Genomic DNA, 19,583 nt, shown 5'->3' on the forward strand with positions numbered 1-19,583 from the left:
TGGTTAGCAAAAAAATAGTTTAATCCAGTCCTCGTTTTAATCAATAAAGCACGCCTGGACTAACTGAACGAAAGCAGGTTGGACTGCTGTTACAGGTATAGTCTCAGGACTACAAGACCCTCAACATATCATGAAATTCAACGCAACTAAACTATACGCATCCCTGATCGGGGCCGTGCTATTGCTGGCTTTCTATTACGTAAAAGCAGCAAGTATAGCCAATAATACCGAGCCACTGGTGCTTCGTGCAGAAAAGCTACCTTTCACGCCCCGAGAGTTTTACATCGCAGACTTGGTTGACGAACGGACCGACCGCAAAGCTGTTGCTTATCTGTTGCCAGTAGGCGGAGCAGGCAAGCCACAGCCCGTCGATTTGCAGGGCGGGGGACAAGCGGCATTGCGCTCTTTTATCCAAAAGAGCTTGCCTGCTGACAAATCACTGCGACCCATTGTTATCCGGCTGAAAGAGCTGCAGGTAAAGGAAACGCCTGCTGCATCGGGTCGGGTAGCTGGCAATATTTCGGTGATCATGTCTTTTGAGATAGAACGGGACGGGGAGACTGTGCCACTGCTACAGTATAAAGGAGGTGGACGTTACGAAAGACCCGCCACCCGCAATGAAGTGACGGAACCCGCCATGAGACAGTCCTTGGTAGAAGCCCTACGCTACCTTAACACCTGGATGGACCGCGAAGCCAACACGAATCCCAGGCTGGCAAAAGGGATCAAGATAAGTTTTACGGACCATGATGCTCCTGCAGACTTGGATACTGTTTTTTACAATCCGAACAGACCACTCAACTGGAATGACTTTAAGGCAGATATAAACCGATCCAGCCGCTTTTCGGCTACAGTATTTCCAAGCTTTGCCTATGAAGGGCAGGCGGAGGTGCGCGATGCCATCATTCATCTCAATCTGAACATGAAGGTATATGTGCTCAAGAGCTCGTCCTGGGTAAAAGAGAATATGAAGGATCCTTATGGACTCAACCATGAGCAACGGCACTTTGACATTGTAAAAGTGGTGGCTGAGCGCTTCAAGCAAAAGATAAAACCGGAAGAACTCTCGCTAGCAGATTACAACAGCAACATCCAGTATCTCTTCATCGAGTCGTTCCGTGAGATGAACCAGTTGCAGGACCAATACGACAGCGAAACCCGTCACGGCCTGGACAAAGCTGCACAGGAACGCTGGAATCAGCGAATGGAGAAGGAGTTGAAAGCAATGGGAGTGAAGTGAGTTTAGGAGTTTAGGTATTAGAGAGTTTAAGAGTTTAATAAGCTTTACTTTTTAAATTTTGCCCTATTCTGATATTAGCTCATTGATTTTAACAAAATGAAAATAAGGATGCATTTACAGAAAATCAAAAATGTCATTAAACTCAAATTAGAAGGCCTGCCAGAAATTTCTGGCAGGCCTTCTAATTTAATAATTAACAAACTATTTAACTCGTAAATCCTAAACTCCTAAACTTCTATACTCCCTTTCCTTCCTGCACATAGAAGTTCGGGTCAATGGTGAGTTTGGTTCCAGCTTTAACCTTCTTGATCTCTTTCCAGTCAGTGGTTGGCTCCAACCACTGCTCTTGTCCATTCAGGTATACCTTCACGGGCATGTCAAATCCATCTACTGCATTAGCCCAACGGTAGGTCATTTTCTTCTTTCCCAGTCGGTACTCCAGCGTAGGTATGCGGGTATCGCGCAGGTACTGATCGAAGAAACGACTCAGGTCACGACCAGCATGTTGCGACAGGTAGTTTTCGATCTGTTCCGTCGTCACTGTCTGGTGGTAGAAATCACGGTTGAGCCCGCGCAGGATGCCACGCCATTTCTCGTCATCATTTACAACCTGCCGCAGGGTGTGCAGCATGTTGGCGCCTTTCGGATACATATCACCGGAGCCGCTCTTGTTCACATTATAGTGGCCGATGATCGGGCGATCGTTGCGGATGTTCTGGCGTATGCCGATCACATATTCGCTGCCTGCCTGCTTGCCATAGTGATACTCCACAAACAAAGGCTCAGAGTAGGTAGTGAAACTCTCGTGGATCCACATATCGGCCACGTCCTTGTAGGTGATGTTGTTGGCAAACCACTCGTGACCCGTTTCATGGATGATGATGTAGTCGAACTTCAAACCCCAGCCCGAGCCACTCAGGTCGCGTCCACGGTAGCCGTTTGCATAGCCATTGCCATAGGTAACCGAACTCTGGTGCTCCATACCCAGGTAGGGCGCTTCTACGAGTTTGTAACTGTCTTCATAAAAAGGGTAGGGGCCAAACCAGTGCTCAAAAGCATCCAGCGTACGTCGCACATCTTTGAACTGCACCTTGGCTTTCTCCAGGTTATTGCTAATCACCCAGTAGTCGCAATCCAGCACGCCTTTCTCACCCTGGTACTTCTCACTAAAATGCACATAGTCACCTATGTTGATGTTCACACCATAGTTGTTGATCGGGTTGGTCACCGCCCAATGAAAGGTTCGGGTGCCGTCGGGATTATTGTCCACGCCCCGCAGTCTACCGTTTGATACATTGGTCAAATCTTTAGGTACCGCCACACTGATCAGCATGCTATCGGGTTCGTCGTACATGTGGTCTTTGCATGGCCACCAAAGACTGGCTCCGTCACCCTGATTTGAACTGGCGATAAAGGGTTTACCTTGTTCATCACGTTTCCAAGTGATACCTCCGCTCCACGGTGGATTGACACTAACCTTAGGCTTGCCACCATAATGAACCACGACTTCATTTAGCTCACCTTTTTGCTGCGCTTCCACTAACTGCACAAAATAGGCATTGCCATCCTGTCTTACATTTAACTGCTTTCCGTTTTGCAGCACCTTCTCCATGCGCATAGGGGGCTGCAAGTCGATCTGCATGATCTGATAAGGCTCCAGCACTTTGTAACGGATGGTGTTTTTGCCATGAATGCTGCTATCAGCGGGGTTCACGCTGATGTCGAGGTGGTAGTAGTTCAGGTCCCACCAGGACCGCTCCGGTGTGATGGAACCCCGCAGGGTATCTTGCCGGGTAAAGTTAGGTGCCTGTGCCTGGGCGGAATCCATACCCAGCGAAAGCAAAACGAACGCAGCCGGAAGCGCGATCTTGAAAGGTAGGGCAACTAGTTTCATAGGTTTTATTTTTGACTATCCATTAAAGATAGTTAAATCTGAATAATTTGACATACTATTTCAAGAGCTGATAGCTTGCCTGGTGATACCTGTCCGGAGAGAATGCGTCGGTTAGTACGCTTTCTTTTCGGTGCAGCAGTTGCTCTGTCAATACTTTGCCTGTAGCAGGCGCCAGGCTAATGCCCATCATACTGTGACCGGTCCCGAAGAGCACGTTGTTCCAGCGGTGGGTATAGCCGATATAGGGAAGTCCATCTGGTGAGCAAGGACGAAGTCCGCTCCACACAGCCTCTTTCTGCGGCATTAGGGAATTAAAATTAGTGTAGTAGTGCGAAATGGAGTCATGGATACCCTGCACGCGTCTCATGTTGATGTGTGTGTTAGCCGGTGTGATTTCCATGGTACCGCCGAAGCGTACTTTGTCGCCATAAGGCGTCACGGCCACACGTTGCTCGGTTAGGATGGTGGGCAGTTGAATGGCCGGATTGTTGTCCACCAGGAAACTGTAGCCTTTACCTCCCAGCATAGGCAGGTTTAGCTGTAGTTTGCTGGCCACCTCACCTGACCAGGATCCGGCGCAAACAACGAGGTGATCCAGGGCAATGTCGCCTTTGTCAGTGATCACAGCCATGACGTGCCGGCCTACTGTAGCAAAATCCAGCACTTTGAGGTGTGAAACCATGGACACGCCCTTAGCCAGCAGGTGCTGTTGCAGACAGGAGGCAAGTGCCGCCGGATTCAGATGCGCATCTCCCGGGAACAGGATCCCACCTTTCACATTCAGTTGCATGTTTGGCTCTAGTGCCTGTACATCCTGGGGTGCTAGGATCTCTGCTTCCAGCCCATGCTGCCGGGCAAGAAGTGCAAACTCTTTTTCTTCATGTTCGCCTTCCTCGGTTTTGTAAAGCATCAGCAGTCCCTTCTGCTTGAGGTCGATTTCCGGATGCTGTGCTGCCATTTCCAGGTATAGGTTTTTGCTCAGCAGACTCAGGTTCTTGAGGTAAGGAATACTTTTGGCTACATGCTGCGGCGTAGCGGCTCTGTAAAAGAGCATGCACCATTGCAGTAGTCTGCGGTCCAGCCGTGGGTGGATGTAAAAAGGACTGGTAGAAGAAAGCATCCAGCGGAGCCCCTTGCTGATGATCCCCGGGGAGGCCAGTGGTATGATGTGACTTGGTACGAGCATGCCGGCATTGCCAATGCTGCAGTTGTCGCGCATGTCGCCTTTGTCGATTATGGTGACCTCGAATCCTTCTTCAACCAGATAATAGGCGGTGAACATGCCGATGATGCCACCTCCAACAATAACTACCTTGCTCATATCAGATCACCTGAAAACCGTGTACATAGGGATCCTCGTCATCCAGGAAAATAGTGTTCAGACCGGTAACCATTGCCCAGCCTTCTATACCTGGTAAAATGGCCGGTTTCCCGGCTACGCTTGTCTCGCCTTCAATCGTGCCCTTGAAAATGGAGCCGATGTAGCTTTCGTGTATGAAGTCCTGCCCAGGCTTCAACAGCCCCTTCGCATACCACTGGGCCATGCGGGCCGAAGTACCGGTACCGCAGGGAGAGCGGTCAATGGCCTTTTCTCCGTAGAAGACGGCATTTCGTGCTGTGGAGCCTGCATGCAAAGGAGAACCTGCCCAAAGAATGTGTGAGAGACCTTTGATCGTTGAGTTTTCGGGATGCACAAAGGTATAGCGCTCGTTCATACGCTTGCGTATCTCCCGGCTCCAGGCAATGAGCTTATCAGCTGTGAAGTCTTGTATACCTGTGAAGTTTTCCTGCGGGTCAATGATACCGTAGAAGTTACCGCCATAGGCCACGTCGATCTGCAGCTCGCCCAGTTCAGGACATTCAACCCTTAGATTCTCGGCTTCCAGGTATGAGGCTACGTTCGTCAGCTTCACAGTCTTTACTTTGTTGCCTTCCTGGGTATAGCGCACTTTCACCAGACCGGCAGGCGTTTCGAGCCGCAGCTGACCGGGTGCTTTTGGTTTGATCAGGCCTTCTTCCAGCGCAATCGTGACGGTGCCGATGGTACCGTGTCCGCACATGGGCAGGCAACCACTGGTTTCAATGTAGAGTACCGCGATGTCGTTTTCGGGGTCGTGTGGTGGATAGAGTATACTGCCCGACATCATGTCGTGGCCTCGTGGTTCGAACATAAGACCACGCCTGATCCAGTCAAAGTCGCGCAGGAAGTGCTGGCGCTTTTCGCTCATGTTGTTACCGTGCAGAATAGGTCCACCGCCCGCCACTAGCCGCACTGGATTACCGCAGGTATGAGCGTCTACACAAAAGAATGTTTTTCGTGCCATGCCTCAAATGCTATCCTGAGTGAGCTGCCCATTTACAGTGCGCCATACCTTGTGCGGATTTTCATCTTTCAGTTCTTCTGGCAGCAATACTTGCGGCGCCGACTGAAAGCTAACAGGTCTTGCGAATCGTTTGATGGCGTAGGTGCCAACGGAGGTAGAGCGACTATCCGTAGTGGCCGGGAAAGGCCCTCCGTGCGTCATCGCGTGCGATACCTCTACACCAGTTGGAACACCAGAGAAAAGCAGACGCCCGCATTTCTCGCGCAGCAGGTCTACCAGCTTGTCTGCCGTTGCCAGTTCCTGTTCTGTAGCCCAGATCGTACAGGTAAGCTGACCCTGCAGCTTGCTGGCGACCAGCTGCAGCTCTGCTTCATTTTCGTAGGTTACCACCATGGCGTATGGTCCGAAAATCTCTTCCTGCAGTGCGGGGTTTTGTAGCCACTGCTGTGCCGTTGTTTTGGCCAGGGCCGCGCCGCCTGTCAGTACATCTTCGGCAGGCGCCAGCACGATCTCAACTCCTTCATGCGTATGCAGGCCTTTCAGGTGCTGGTAGTAGTTGCTGCAGATGGTTTCGTGAAGCATCTTCTCGGCTGGTACGTCCCGCAACTTCTCTGCAAATGTTTCCAGGAAAGCATGGCTAGTTTCTGAGGCTGGATAAAATATAAGACCAGGGCAAGTGCAGAACTGTCCTACGCCTAATAAAACCGATTGGGCCGCCAGCGCTGCCAGTTGCTCACCGTTGCCGGAAGCTTTCTCCGGAAGCACAAAGATCGGGTTCACGCTGCCCATCTCAGCATAGACAGGTATAGGCACCTCCCGACGACAGGCCAGATCAAATATGGCTTTGCCTCCTTTATAAGATCCGGTGAAAGCGACCGCCTTAGCCTGCGGGTGCTGTACCAACTGCTGGCCCACATCCGTACCACCGCTTACATGCTGAAAGATGCCTTCAGGAAGCTCACATCGCTGTAAGGCCTTTTGAATAGCGCTATAAACCAGCTGTGATGTCTTAGGGTGAGCCGGGTGCTCTTTGTAGATCACAGGGCAACCAGCAGCCAATGCCGAGGCAGTATCGCCTCCTGCCGTAGAGAAAGCCAGCGGAAAATTGCTCGCTCCGAATACCACGACCGGGCCCAGCGGAACGAGCATGCGCCGCAGATCTGGCCGGGGCAGGGGAGTGCGGTCTGGCAGCGCCGTGTCGATGGTTGCTTCCAGCCAGGAGCCTTCCTCTAGCAGGGAGGCAAAAAGTCGCAGCTGATTAACGGTACGGCCCCGTTCGCCGGTCAACCGTGCAAGCGGCAGGTTCGATTCCTTGCTTGCTGTTTCCAGTACTATATCGCCTAGCTGTTCTATTTCTTCAGCAATGGTGCGCAGCAATTCTGCTTTTGCACTGGCAGGCAACTTTTTATACCTGCTGAAAGCCATTTCGGCCTTCGTAAATTGTTCAGTGTATGGCATGGTCTGTCTGCTTTAAGTTTGGTATTGTAGGTCTGCTGCGTATACCTTCTTCAATGATGGTCAGCACACGCTCTCTTTCTTCACCAATAAGCGGCAGGCGTGGTGCACGCACATGCTCTGTGCCCAGTCCCACCTGTTGCTCAGCCAGCTTGATATACTGTACCAGTTTCGGGTGAATGTCGAGCTCCAGCAGGGGTAGGAACCAGCGGTAGATGGCGAGGGCCTCGGCTGTTCTGCCAGCTTTTGCCAGCTTATAAATAGCCACCGTCTCTCTCGGGAAGGCGCAAACCAGTCCGGCCACCCAGCCTTGTGCCCCCATCAGCAGACTCTCCAACGCCAGCGTGTCCACACCGCACAGAATTTTGATTCGGTCGCCGTAGCGGCTGATCATGCGGGTAACGTTGGAGATGTCACGGGTCGATTCTTTCACCGCCTGTATGTTATCATGCGCCAGCAACTCATCGAACATCTCCAAAGTAACCAGTGTCTTGTAATCAACCGGGTTATTGTAAATCATGATGGGAAGTGAGGTGCTGTCGGCAACGGCTCTGAAGTAGGTGATGACTTCACGCGGGTCAGCGGCGTAGCGCATAGGTGGGAGCAGCATAAGTCCTTTTGCGCCAATTGCTTCCGCCTCGCGGGCACGCTGTACTGCTTCTTTCGTAGCACCTTCCGCTATGTTGAGGATGACGGGCACCTTACCTGTTACATGAGCAATGGTTCGCTCTGTCAGTTCCTGCTTCTCAGGTATAGTCAGCACACTTGATTCACCGAGTGTGCCACCCAGTATAATGCCGTCGACGCCTGCTTCCAGCTGCGCATCCACATTGTGCAGGAATGTCCGATAATCTATTGTTCCGTCCTTATCAAATTTTGTGGTAAGGGCCGGGTATACCCCGTTCCAGTTCATAAGCTTTTGGTTTTTTTATCAAAACTAGCTGTCTGTATGTACTTTATCTTCCACAGGATTAATTAATACTAATACTATATTGATCTGTTAATGGGAAATATTCTGCAATTTGATTAATATGGTATTATGAAAAAGGTCATCCCGTTTAAGATTCCAAAGTCAAGCAAGGAGTTTGTGCGCTTTCAAGAAGACAGGCTGCCTTACTTCTATGACAAGCTGCACCAGCACCCGGAGATACAACTGAGTTGTATACTCAAGGGGGAAGGGAAACTGATCGTGGGCGATTACCTGGGACGTTTTAAGCCAGGGGATATTTTCCTGTTAGGACGCAACGTGCCGCATGTTTTTCGCAGTGATAAGGTATATTATGAAGCCGGAAATCTGCTCGAGTGCCATGACCTCATCGTCTTTTTTGATACGGAAGCGCTCGGGCAGTCCTTTTGGGAGGCGGAGGAGCTCAAAGAAGTCAAAGGTTTTCTTGACAGGCTGCGAGGTTGCTTTCAGGTGCAGGGAGTGAGCTGGGATGATTTTGTTTGTCAGGTGGAGCAGTTAAAGTCACAAGCAGGACTCGACAAAATAATGAGCGGTTTGCAGCTATTGCGGATACTCTCGCAGGAAGCGAACCTGTTGCCTCTCAACCTGGATGATCGCGTGCAGGACCTATCAGAACGGGAAGGCAGACGGATGGACCAGGTACTGCACTTTTTGGTTGAGCAAAGCCACCGTTCTATAGCTTTGGAAGAAGCGGCTGCTGTTGCCAATCTAAGTCGGGAGGCCTTTTGCCGCTTTTTTAAAGAAAGGACCCGCAAGACTTTTACGGCCTTTCTGAATGAGATCCGGATCGGCAATGCCTGTCAACTGCTTTTGAAAGAGGACGCCACTGTTGCCAGCGTGGCTTTCGGAGCAGGCTTTTCCAACCTATCGCATTTCAATCGGGTGTTTAGAAGCCTGATGGGCTGCTCCCCCAAGGAGTTTCGCCGATCGGGACGGGCCAAGTTAGAGTTACAGTAGCAAGCTGCTTGTTCTCTATAACGACAAAGGGCCCCGCATGCTGCGGAGCCCTTTGTTTGTTTTACGCTTTATATATAACCAGACTAAGCCAGTTTCACATTTACCGCGTTTAGTCCTTTTTTGCCTTCTTTTACTTCGAATGTTACTTCGTCGTTCTCTCTGATCTCATCGATCAAACCTGTTACGTGTACGAAGTACTCTTCATTTGTTTCACTGTCTTTGATAAAACCGAAACCTTTGGTTTCATTAAAGAATTTTACTTTTCCGTTACTCATGATATGTTGTTGTTAATACATGTTAGACACTGCAGAACGGTAAAACGTTCATTGTAGGTTACAACTTTTTGCAAAAATTTTAAAATAAGGCCTCTCTTTTACATTCAGGGCACATATTTTTTTTGTTTTCCCTGACCAATGGACATAAGCAAATCAGCCAGTAAATAAAAAAGACCGACAACTTAACTTGGTCGCCGGTCTTTTTAAAGGGTTTAATATTGCACTGATTAGCCGTAGATCTGGTTAAGCAAGCCCGCCAGGCGAACGCCCGCCTGGAGAATGCGCTGCTCTACTGTGCTGAAGTTGTCATAGCTATAGCGGTAGCTCAAGCGGCCATCCTCAGGTATGTTGTATACCTGCTGACGTAGCTGCACAGACTCGTATGCCCAGTCACGCACGCCAGTAGACTGCCAGGTTTTCACCTGATCCTTTGAAGGTGTGCCTACGAATCTGGCCAGTTCTGTGAAGCTTAGGTTTTTGCCGTCGATCATGTCGCTGTCCCACACACGGTGCAGGTTGGATGGTTGTCCAAACCACTGTAGCTTCACCGCGTTTCCGCCCATGTCACCTTCTTTACCGACATGCAGGGGCTGGTGCAAATCACCTACCAGGTGCACGAGGTACTTCAAGTGCTCTTGCTGTTGCTGCGCAGTCAGATTGCCTGATTTGAGCACTGTAACCAGTTCCTCAATTTTCATAATGATATCCCCGTTCGGGTTCTTCTCGGTCTGCTCATATGTCATGCCGCCTGGTACGGTTACCCAGTGCCAGTCGTGCGTGTGATTGTAAGCAGCGTCCGACTTGATATCGTCCATCCACACAGAAACCTCCGCCAGAGTATTGTCCTCAAGGACTTTCATGATTTTCTTTTTGGCTTTTTTGCTCAGGTGCTGCTCTGCTATCAGGCCAACGGCACGGTGTCCGTTTTGTCCCCAGGCCATCGCCTGTGATACAAACAGCGGGATAAATAGCAGAATACAAACTATTTTTTTCATCGATAAAATTATTGGATTTTTGATGCTGCAAAACAAAGGCTTTTTTACTTAATTGTATTAGCCAATGCCTATTTCTTTTAGAAAATGGCTTTTCAGGCATTAAAGTTCAGTATGTGCAGCTGTTGTTAGCATTCCACTAGGTAAACAAATACCGGTATGAAATTTCTCCTTACAGGCTTACTCATGATGGCAGTACTGACACAAGCAACCGGACAGGATCGAAAACGGGCACGTGACTATGGTATCCGGATTGGCGTGCTGCAGCCCGGTACACACAATGCCATTACCGATGTAGCAGGTCTGCAGGTAGGGCACACGACCTTAATACAAGGCGATCACATCCGAACCGGTGTAACGGCCATATTGCCACATGGCGGTAATCTCTTTCAAAATAAAGTGCCGGCGGCGGTCTACGTGGGCAATGGCTTTGGCAAATTAGCGGGCAGTACGCAGGTGCATGAGCTTGGCAACTTGGAGTCACCGATCATCCTGACGAATACCCTGGGAGTCGGCACAGCCATGCATGCAGTTGTTGGCTATACCTTGCAGCAGCCAGGCAACGAAGCGGTACAATCCGTGAATGCGCTGGTAGGTGAGACAAACGATGGTTACTTAAACGACATACGTGGCCGGCATGTGAAAGAGGAGCATATACTGCAGGCGATCAGACAGGCAGCAGGTGGACCCGTGGCCGAAGGCAATGTAGGAGCAGGCACAGGAACGGTTTGTTTTGGCTATAAAGGCGGCATCGGTACTTCATCACGAAAGCTCCCCGCCAGCCTAGGGGGGTATACCGTCGGCGTGCTGGTTCAGAGTAACTTTGGAGGTGTGCTGCAAATCGATGGCGTGCCGGTGGGTGAGGAGCTAGGGCGCTTTTCCTACAGCAGGCAGGTACTGGAAAGTTCCGATGGCTCCTGCATGATCGTGGTGGCGACGGATGCTCCTGTAGATGCCCGCAATTTGGAGCGTCTTGCTAAAAGAGCCATGCTAGGGCTGGCCAAAACAGGTGGGATTGCCTCCAACGGGAGCGGTGACTATGTTATCGCATTCTCCACCAACGAGGGTTTGCGTATACCTTATAGTTCAGAAGAAAAAACACAGACTTTCACCCTGCTCCGGAATGATGAGATGTCGCCTCTGTTTATGGCAACGATTGAGGCAACCGAGGAGGCAATCATCAATTCACTTTTCCGGGCAGCAACCATGAATGGACATAACAATCATACCATCGAAGCTCTCCCAATCGAACCTGTTGTTAAACTACTCAAAAAACACCATGCCATCAAACGATAAGCTTTTTGCCTATAACCTGGGCCAGATCATACCGCTGAGCGAAGCAAAACTGCATATCAGTGACCTGTCCGTGCAGCGTGGCTACGGCGTGTTTGATTTTGTGAAAGTACAGCAGGGCTGTCCGCTGTTTTTTGATGATTACCTGGACCGTTTTTACCAATCGGCACAGCTGATGCACCTGGACGTGCCACTGTCAAGGGAGGAGATGAAGCAGGTGATTGCCAAACTGACGGATCTGAACAAAATGCCTGTGGCAGGTATGAAAATGATCCTAACCGGTGGCTACTCAGAGGATGGGTTTACACCGATGAATCCCAACTTGCTTATCACACAGCTTCCGCTCTCACTGCCTTCAGCCGATAAAGTGGCAAAGGGTATACCGATCATGACCCATGATTATGTGCGTGAGGTGCCTGAAGTGAAAACCATCAACTATTCCATGGGTATCCGTCTGTTGCAGGAACAGAAGGCCGTAGGAGCAGAAGAGGTGCTATACGCTAAAAACGGACTTGTTTCAGAGTTTCCGCGCTGTAACTTCTTCATTGTGACGCAAGACAATACCGTCGTGACTCCCGCCAGTAACATCTTAAAAGGAATTACCCGCAAGAATGTACTTAAACTGGCCGGCCGCCGGTATAAGACCGAAGTAAGGGATATCCGTTTAGAAGAAGTGCTTCAGGCCAGAGAGTGTTTTCTGACCAGTACCACGAAGCGCATACTGCCCATCGTACGGGTAGATGATGTGTTGATTGGCACAGGCAAACCGGGCGAGGTGAGCCTGCGTCTGTTACAGGACCTGGTTGATTTAGAAGAAGAGCAACTAGCCGCAGCAGGAGGATAACCCAAAAGATTAACTTCACTTAAAAAATTCCGCTCTCTACTTATTAGGGGGCGGAATTTTTTTTTATTAGCACAGAATTTCTTCAAAATCGTCTAGTATATAGTACACAAAAGTTCTGTGCTATGAAGAAATACGTTTACTGCTTACTCCTGAATTCTTTAATCATGTTCCCAGGTTGGGCACATCAGTCAACAGACTTGGTGCTTCACAAACCTGATACGGCCATTGTAGAAGAGCTGGCCGATACAACTGTGCAGGTCTCAGCAAAAAGAAGCCTGAGCATATTTGCCAGAAAAGCGGCCGTGCCCATTACGCTGATCGGTCTGGGTTTAACACACATGGAGGATAGAGGACTGTTTGAAGGAAGTCACGGCCTCCGTAAAGTAGTGCAGCAGGGATACAGTGACTTCAGTACCAAAATGGATGATTATACCTACCATGTACCAGTGGCGATGGCTGTTGGTCTCAATCTGGCAGGGGTAAGGGGAGAGCACCACTATACAGAACAGGCTATACTATTAGGTATGACGCACTTGCTCAACCGCACACTGACCAACAACCTGAAAGGATTAACGGCAATTGAACGACCAGATGGCTCTTCCAATGATGCCTTCCCCTCTGCGCATACCAGTACTGCCTTTGCTTATGCCTCGTTCTTTCACAAAGAGTACGGAAGCCGGAGCAGGTGGTATAGTGTTGCCGGCTACTCTTTTGCAACGGCTACAGGTGCCCTGCGCATTCTGAATGATAAGCATTGGCTATCAGACGTGCTGGTTGGTGCCGGCATAGGTATTTTGTCTACAGAGATAGTTTACATGGTGTACCCCTACATTCAAAAGAAAATTGCCCAGAGTCATCTTAAAAAGCAAAGGCTGGGTGTCATACCTTTTTATGACGGCGGTGCTGGTGGCGTTGCATTGGTCTGGCAACTCCATTAAAACAAAAAGGCCCGGCACTAACTGTGCCGGGCCTTTTTGTTTTAATGAATACTGTTGGAGTATTTCAGAATGACTCCCCTGCCTTTTTTGCCACCCTCACTGGAGATGTACATGGCCCCATTCTGATCAAAAGTCAAGCCTTCCGCTTGTCGGAGCTGTGCCTTGTCGAGATCCAGTGTGCGGGTCAGTTGACCACCCGGGGTCATGGTGTAGAGTCGGTTGTTCACTGCATCGAGCAGGTATAGTGCATTACTGGTTGGGTGCTTTTCAAGCGACGAGGGCTGAAGCACATCGTACCCTGATTTCTGCTTTTTACCCTTTTTGAGTGGCTGAACCTGATCGAGAGAAATACGGATGACCGGTTTTGACACGAATTGCTTAGTATCCAGCGAAAAAGCATAAATGCCCTTCATCATCTTGAGTTTCGGATCATGGCCTTTGGGAGCCAGTAAAAGTTGATTTTGCTCCTGATCATAGGCAAGTCCTTCCACGTTGATTGTAGCCGGAAAAGAGGCTTCGTATACCTTGACGGCGGGTTTCTGGTTCATAAACCCAGCTACTTCGAAGAGGGCACCATCGCTCCGCACGATATAGGCATTCTCGCCAGTCACGGCTATACCTTCATAGTCTCCAGGCCCGGCGAAAGGAATCTCGCTTATAATTTCTTTCTGTTCCAGATCATAGATAAAGATCTTGCCTTCTTCATCCTGCACGCAGGCCATACTGCCATCCGGGAGCATGGCGATGCCGGATACTTCACGCAATACAGGGGGTAGTTCCCAACGGACTTCGGGCATGCCAAGGTCGTCATTGTCAGGGCGGCTATCTGGGAGGGGCAGGAGTGAGGCACTCTGCTTCTGAACCCGGCTGCTTAAGTTGGCAGACCTTTCCAGCAGTTCGCCTTTTTCATTGTAGCGAAGCCAGACGTCACGGCTACCCTTTTCCAATTCTACCACAAAGCTGGTTTGGGTTCCTTCCTGCACCCGGTGTACTTCGTCAACCTTGTACTGGTCAAATTCCTGCTGCAGTTGGGCTGTCACTCTTTTCGGCAGATATTGCGCTTCAATCTCTTCGGTATAGCTCAGCAAAGTACCGTCTTCCCGGAACAGTGCTTTTCGCTCCCGACCACTGATCTGAAACTCCGCCTCGTACAGACTGTCCATGCGGTCCCAGTCCACACGCTTGATGGTCGGGTAGCTCTCCACAAATTTGACCTTCACGGCATCAGGTACGTTTCGGGCCGACCAGACCTGGTCGCAGCTACTTAGGGCGGTGCCTGTTAGGAGCGCCATCGCCCATATAAATGTATGTTTCATCGTTTGCTTCATCGTTCTTTCATGTATCTGCTTAGGTATACAGACAGATTTTGAAGCAATTCTGTAGAAAGCCTATTTCAGTGAATATTTTTCTGAAACTTCAAACGAAGTACATGAAGGCCCTCTTCATAGGTATAGGAAGGCTTAAGCTGGTACAGTTCGCTGATCTTACTGACCAGCGCCAGCCCGATGCCCAGCGATCCGGAAAGTTTATTACCACTCCTGAACCGCTCGAACAGACTGACCGGCTCTTCCTGCAAAGGTTCCCCGGAGTTTTTGATACAGAGTTCATCTGCCTGCAGGTTGATTCGGATGATGCCGCCTGTACTATTATGCCGGATGGCGTTCAGCAGCAGATTTGAAATCAGAATCTCGCACAAACCAATGTTCATCTCCACAAAAACTGGCTGCATGGCTTCAATCTCAACGTGTATGCCATGCATCAGCATCATTTCATGCAGCTGATCGAGCTGCTCCTGCAGCAATTCATGCAAGGCGATGACCTCATTCTCTGAAAACTCCCGGTTCTCAATGCGTGTTAGTAGAATCAGCGATCGGTTGAGCCGCGACAGGCGATTGATAGAGCCATGCATCTCCTCCAGCAAGGCAGCCTGAGCCTGAGTCAGGTTATCGGACTGCATGAACAGCTCCAGCTTGTTGCTCACGATCGCCAGTGGGGTCTGAATTTCATGTGAGGCGTTTTCAGTGAACTCTTTCAGGTTGAGGTAGTCATTGTTGATCTTGTCGGTCATGGACTGCAGCACCTCGTTGAGTTCCTGAAATTCCTGCGTGTTGGTGGACTTCAGTACTAGTGGTTTGCGTTGCGTCAGGCTGTAGCGTTTGGCCCGTTCGAGGGTGTCGTAAAAGTTACGCCAGTTGTATTTGTTGATAAAGTAGTTCACCCCGGCCAGCCCGACGAGCAATAGCAGAAATATCCAGGCCATTGCCAGCATAGTGCTTTCAAACAAGTCCTCAAAGTCCATGAGCGATTTGAGAATGGTATACTCGAAAGGCTTGCCATCCTGGTAGGTGGTGAACGTGAGCTTCCGGAAAGGCACATACTCTTCATCGTAAGTGCTGAAAATCAGTGTGTCTGACAGGGCCTCGAGGGCGCCGGCATGGGTGCTGGTTTCCCTAACAATGATGGCCTCGGATATACCAGAGGTTACACTAGGCAGCTCGTTGTGCCTTCGGATATACTCAATGATGTTCTCTTTGTCAGTGAAGAGCTGGTCGTCCACTTCATCGTATATCTCGGTTTGGAGAATCTTGTAAAAACTGAGGCCGCCCAGCAAAAACACGATAACGGAAACCAGGAGATAGTACAGACTGGTTTTGGTAAGAATGCGCATCAGAAGCTGAATTTATAGCCCATGCCGTACACAGTCGTGATCGGATCCTCGCTTCCGGCCTCCACAAGCTTACGGCGCAGGTTTTTGATATGCGTGTACACAAAGTCAAGCGAATCGAGGCTCTCAATGTGATCGCCCCATAGGTGCTCTGCGATGGAATCTTTGGTCAGCACCCGGTTTTTGTTGGTGACAAAGTAGAGAAGGAGGTCATACTCTTTCTTGGTGAGCGTAAGTTTACGCCCCTTCACCATCGCTTCGGCCGATTCCGGGAACACTTCCAGACTTCCGATCCGGATTACCTTCTGCCCATTGAAATTCCGGCGCCGGATAACAGAGCGCAGTCTCGCGTTGAGCTCAGACAAATGGAAAGGTTTGGTGAGGTAGTCGTCCGCGCCCAATTCCAGCCCGGTGATCTTGTCATCGAGGGCGTTCTTTGCGGATATGATGATGATCCCTGTATCCGGGCTGTTTTTTTTAAGTAGACGCACCAGATCAAGTCCGTTGCCGCCCGGCAATGTCAGGTCAACCAGAACGCAGGTATAATGCTGGTCCGAAAGCAGACGCGAGCCATCCCGGTAGTTAAGTGCTGTGTCGCAGGTATAGCCGCCTTGTTGCAGGTAGGTCACCATGGCGGTATTCAGGGCTTGCTCGTCTTCTATTATCAGCAGTTTCATCTGATCGTTAAATTTCACGAAGTATACGGAAAGATTCTGAAGACAATCTGTTTCGCAATATAAGTAGCCATATTTAAACTGATCGTTCAGGTATAGACACCAGGATAAAACCAATTTAAGGTAAAGTTCATGCTTCAAATCAGAGACACGCCTGACTTAAATTGTCAGCTGCTTTGTGTGAATATCGAAAGAGGAAACTTTGATCAGAGCCCTAAAATCCACTGAACAGACATCTCTGATCAGTTCTTTTCTGATAGCCGCAACAGTATATAAGCGGGCCTTATACCTGCATTAGAACCAGCGGATTCTGCGGTTCTTTTTCTCTTCCTGCTTTCGTCTTCGCTCTTCCTGTTTTCTTTCGCGGTTGCTCTTTGCCTGGTTTTTCCAGTCTTCGTAAGTCTTCACAACCCGGTCAGCGATTCTGTCAAATATATTTTCTGGCTCTGGGGGTGCCTCTCTGTAAGAAGGGCAACCGATCATTCCCTGGAGGTGAGTAGGGAGCGGAGCAAACCGACCTGTACGCAAGCTGGCAAACTCCTTGTCCTGGGCGATACGACGCATGTACTCACCCCATACCGGCATGGCCGTGCGTGAACCCTGACCTTCGCTTATCGTTCTGAATCTAACTTTCGGGCTTTCGGCCCCCACCCACACACCGGTTACCAGTTCTGGCGTAATCCCAATGAACCAGCCATCGGCATGTTCCTGTGAGGTGCCTGTCTTACCGGCAATATCCATGCGCAGGCCGTACTCAGTGCGGAGGCGGGCAGCGCTGCCTTCTTCTACCACACCCTGCAACAGGTGTAGCATGATGGCTGCGTTGTCGCGTGAGAGCACCCGCTGCGTGCCGCTACCACTTCTATGCTGGTGGATCACGCGGCTCTGTCGGTCTTCGATGCGCTCAATGTAAACAGGTACTGTTTTGTAGCCCCCATTTGCGAATGCAGAATAAGCACCCACCATTTCCAGCAGAGACAGGTCAGCCGTGCCCAATGCTAGAGAAGGTACCCGCGGCAGGTCCTGCTGTATACCCATGCGCTTCGCCAGGGCCACTGTGCGGTCCACGCCTGTTTCCAGTATCAAGTGTGCCGAAATAGTATTTACCGACTGGGCCAGTGCTCCACGCATCGTGTACTCTCCGCCGTAAAGGCCATTGGAGTTCCGGGGCGACCAGTCGTCATACTCCGGGTAGGTTGTCAGCTCGTTCGGGAAATAATCGCAGGGCTTTATACCTTTCTCAAGCGCAGCGGCATACACAAATGGCTTAAAGGTAGAGCCCACCTGGCGCCGTGAGCGAACGTGGTCGTATTTGAAGGCATAATGATTGATACCGCCCACCCAGGCCCGTACATAGCCAGTGGCAGGCTCCATGGATAGCAGACCTGTGTTGAGGAAGCGCTGGTAGTAGGCGAGTGAGTCCATCGGAGTCATTGGCTTAGTTGTACTCCCTTTCCAGTTGAAAACCTGCATGTTCACGGGCTGCCGGAAGTTTTCCAGAATCTCAGATTCATTCATCCCGCTAGCTTTCAATCTTTTATAGCGGTCAGAGCGCTGCATGGCTAGCTGAATAACCGAGGCATCTGATCCCCAGGGCGTCCGGCCTTTCCAGTGGGCATCAAACTGCTGTTGCAACTGGGCCATTTTTTTTCGCACCGCCTGTTCTGCGTGCCGCTGCATACGAGAGTCGATGGTGGTATAAATTTTCAGTCCGTCGGTGTAGAGGTTATAGGGTTGTCCGTTTTGTTTACGCTGTGAAGCGGCCCACTGCACAAGCTCCTGACGCAACTGCTCCCGAAAGTAAGGCGCCATCCCATCATTGTGGGTGACATAGCGGTAGTTTAGCTTAAGAGGTATTTTCTTCAGAGAGTCAGCCTGTTGTGGCGTGAGGTACTCATACCTGGCCATCTGGTTGAGCACTACGTTCCGGCGTTGCAGCGAGCGTTCCGGGTACAGGCGCGGGTTGTAGCTGGTTGTGGCTTTCAGCATACCAATTAGCACAGCGGCCTGTTCTGTTTTGAGCGAATCAGCCGTTGTATTGAAAAAGCGACGGGAGGCACGTTCGATGCCGTACAGGTTACCACCCATCGGCACCGTGTTCAGGTATAGCTCCAGCAGTTCCTGTTTCGAGTAGATGCTCTCCAGCTTACGGGCGATGATGATTTCGCGCAACTTGTTGACAGGCATTTCCCAAAGGCGGCGATCTTTGCGTGGGAAGAGGTTCTTGGCCAGCTGTTGGCTGAGTGTGCTACCACCGCCAGCACTTTCCTGTCCCATCAGCAATGTTTTCACAAGTACGCGCATCATACTGCGGGTATCGACGCCACTATGCTCATAGAAGCGCACGTCCTCTGTAGCAATCAGGGCATTGATGGCAACAGGGGCAATGTCGTCGTAGCGGATGTTGGTGCGGTCCTGGATGTAATAGCGGCCCAGCAGTACTTTGTCTGCTGAATATACTTCGGAGGCCGTGTTGTTCTGGATGGCTTTTAGCTGGGCACGTGAAGGTACTGCGCCGCCTATTATACCTGTGAACACAGCCAGGTAAAATATGGTGAAAGCCAGCAATAAGACCAGCGCACCCTTTAGCGCAAAACGCAGCATGGCCCGCAAGTCGGACATACTAGGCTTCAAAGGGTTAAATTGGCGTATAGCCTGTCCCTTTTGACGCCAGTAGGTCGCCGTGAACTTTGGTTTCTGACTCTCAAAGAAAAGTCGAAACTGTGTGCCTAGAAATGTGAGTACGGGTATAATAAGCCCGTAGGTAATCAATCTTATTAGCTTTACAAGCAAGCGCTTCATATAAGGTAAGTATTTGTGCAATTGCTGATGCATCTGCAGCCTGGAGAAAGGCAAGAACCACGCCATACCTTTCTCAGATTCATTGAGCCCATACGACAAAACAAGGTTTCAGGACCTCTTCCACGGTCGCGGGCATTCAGAACACAACGCAATTAACGCGCATATTATTCAATTTCATGGGAGCACACAAGTACTTATCAGTTCAATACCAGATAAGCATAAACCTGTACCTTAAAAATGCAGTATGTTTTTTGGAAGATTAT

16 protein-coding genes are annotated in these 19,583 nt (G+C 50.1%); 5 read left to right on the forward strand and 11 right to left on the reverse strand.

Annotated elements, in window-relative coordinates; translation table 11 throughout:
* Nucleotides 1-130: 130 nt before the first annotated feature.
* The gene (locus AC5FX6_RS02600) at nt 131-1,240 is read left to right on the forward strand and encodes a hypothetical protein (protein WP_493595469.1); all 1,110 of its coding nucleotides are present in this window, start codon (nt 131-133) and stop codon (nt 1,238-1,240) included.
* A gap of 235 nt (nt 1,241-1,475) precedes the next feature.
* Here AC5FX6_RS02600 and AC5FX6_RS02605 read toward each other — a convergent pair whose 3' ends face one another.
* Genes AC5FX6_RS02605 through AC5FX6_RS02625 form a run of 5 tightly spaced genes read right to left on the reverse strand, consistent with a single transcriptional unit; the run spans nt 1,476 to nt 7,826 of the window.
* On the reverse strand, nt 1,476-3,134 hold the full coding sequence (locus AC5FX6_RS02605) for a M1 family metallopeptidase (RefSeq protein ID WP_493595470.1): 1,659 nt from the start codon (nt 3,132-3,134) through the stop codon (nt 1,476-1,478).
* A gap of 55 nt (nt 3,135-3,189) precedes the next feature.
* Entirely contained in the window at nt 3,190-4,455 is a 1,266-nt protein-coding gene (locus tag AC5FX6_RS02610) for an NAD(P)/FAD-dependent oxidoreductase (protein WP_493595471.1), read from the reverse strand.
* Between the two features lies 1 nt (nt 4,456).
* The gene (locus AC5FX6_RS02615; protein WP_493595472.1) at nt 4,457-5,458 is read right to left on the reverse strand and encodes a 4-hydroxyproline epimerase; all 1,002 of its coding nucleotides are present in this window, start codon (nt 5,456-5,458) and stop codon (nt 4,457-4,459) included.
* A 3-nt stretch (nt 5,459-5,461) separates the two neighbouring features.
* Nucleotides 5,462-6,916, reverse strand: coding sequence for an aldehyde dehydrogenase (NADP(+)) (locus tag AC5FX6_RS02620; protein WP_493595473.1), 1,455 nt, complete (start codon nt 6,914-6,916; stop codon nt 5,462-5,464).
* Nucleotides 6,903-7,826, reverse strand: coding sequence for a dihydrodipicolinate synthase family protein (locus AC5FX6_RS02625; protein WP_493595474.1), 924 nt, complete (start codon nt 7,824-7,826; stop codon nt 6,903-6,905). Before AC5FX6_RS02625 ends, AC5FX6_RS02620 begins: the two co-directional genes overlap by 14 nt.
* A 126-nt stretch (nt 7,827-7,952) precedes the next feature.
* Here AC5FX6_RS02625 and AC5FX6_RS02630 point away from each other — a divergent pair, with 126 nt between their 5' ends.
* Entirely contained in the window at nt 7,953-8,837 is an 885-nt protein-coding gene (locus tag AC5FX6_RS02630; protein ID WP_493595475.1) for an AraC family transcriptional regulator, read from the forward strand.
* Nucleotides 8,838-8,920: 83 nt separating this feature from the next.
* Here AC5FX6_RS02630 and AC5FX6_RS02635 read toward each other — a convergent pair whose 3' ends face one another.
* Together AC5FX6_RS02635 and AC5FX6_RS02640 are read right to left on the reverse strand one after the other, a co-directional pair.
* Nucleotides 8,921-9,112 carry a cold-shock protein gene (locus tag AC5FX6_RS02635; RefSeq protein WP_007659836.1) on the reverse strand — a complete coding sequence of 64 codons (192 nt, stop codon included), beginning with the start codon at nt 9,110-9,112 and terminating at the stop codon, nt 8,921-8,923.
* 227 nt (nt 9,113-9,339) lie between these two features.
* The gene (locus AC5FX6_RS02640; protein ID WP_493595476.1) at nt 9,340-10,107 is read right to left on the reverse strand and encodes a S1/P1 nuclease; all 768 of its coding nucleotides are present in this window, start codon (nt 10,105-10,107) and stop codon (nt 9,340-9,342) included.
* Nucleotides 10,108-10,263: 156 nt separating this feature from the next.
* Here AC5FX6_RS02640 and AC5FX6_RS02645 point away from each other — a divergent pair, with 156 nt between their 5' ends.
* From AC5FX6_RS02645 to AC5FX6_RS02655, 3 genes are all read left to right on the forward strand, one after another.
* Complete coding sequence (locus AC5FX6_RS02645; protein WP_493595477.1) at nt 10,264-11,400, forward strand: DmpA family aminopeptidase; 1,137 nt, start codon at nt 10,264-10,266, stop codon at nt 11,398-11,400.
* Nucleotides 11,384-12,241: an aminotransferase class IV gene (locus AC5FX6_RS02650; RefSeq protein ID WP_493595478.1), complete on the forward strand. Its 858-nt coding sequence runs from the start codon at nt 11,384-11,386 to the stop codon at nt 12,239-12,241. Before AC5FX6_RS02645 ends, AC5FX6_RS02650 begins: the two co-directional genes overlap by 17 nt.
* Nucleotides 12,242-12,363: 122 nt before the next feature.
* A complete protein-coding gene (locus AC5FX6_RS02655) occupies nt 12,364-13,179 on the forward strand; it encodes a phosphatase PAP2 family protein (protein ID WP_493595479.1) in 816 nt (271 codons plus the stop codon).
* A 41-nt stretch (nt 13,180-13,220) separates the two neighbouring features.
* Here AC5FX6_RS02655 and AC5FX6_RS02660 read toward each other — a convergent pair whose 3' ends face one another.
* The 4 genes from AC5FX6_RS02660 to AC5FX6_RS02675 form a co-directional block, all read right to left on the reverse strand.
* Nucleotides 13,221-14,495 carry an SdiA-regulated domain-containing protein gene (locus AC5FX6_RS02660; protein ID WP_493595480.1) on the reverse strand — a complete coding sequence of 425 codons (1,275 nt, stop codon included), beginning with the start codon at nt 14,493-14,495 and terminating at the stop codon, nt 13,221-13,223.
* A gap of 77 nt (nt 14,496-14,572) precedes the next feature.
* The gene (locus AC5FX6_RS02665; protein WP_493595481.1) at nt 14,573-15,847 is read right to left on the reverse strand and encodes a sensor histidine kinase; all 1,275 of its coding nucleotides are present in this window, start codon (nt 15,845-15,847) and stop codon (nt 14,573-14,575) included.
* A complete protein-coding gene (locus tag AC5FX6_RS02670; RefSeq protein ID WP_493595482.1) occupies nt 15,847-16,521 on the reverse strand; it encodes a response regulator transcription factor in 675 nt (224 codons plus the stop codon). The genes AC5FX6_RS02665 and AC5FX6_RS02670 overlap by 1 nt, the downstream gene beginning before the upstream one ends.
* A 291-nt stretch (nt 16,522-16,812) precedes the next feature.
* Nucleotides 16,813-19,140 carry a penicillin-binding protein 1A gene (locus AC5FX6_RS02675; protein WP_493595483.1) on the reverse strand — a complete coding sequence of 776 codons (2,328 nt, stop codon included), beginning with the start codon at nt 19,138-19,140 and terminating at the stop codon, nt 16,813-16,815.
* Between the last annotated feature and the right edge of the window lie 443 nt (nt 19,141-19,583).

It is taken from the genome of Pontibacter sp. LHS2, assembly GCF_058932845.1.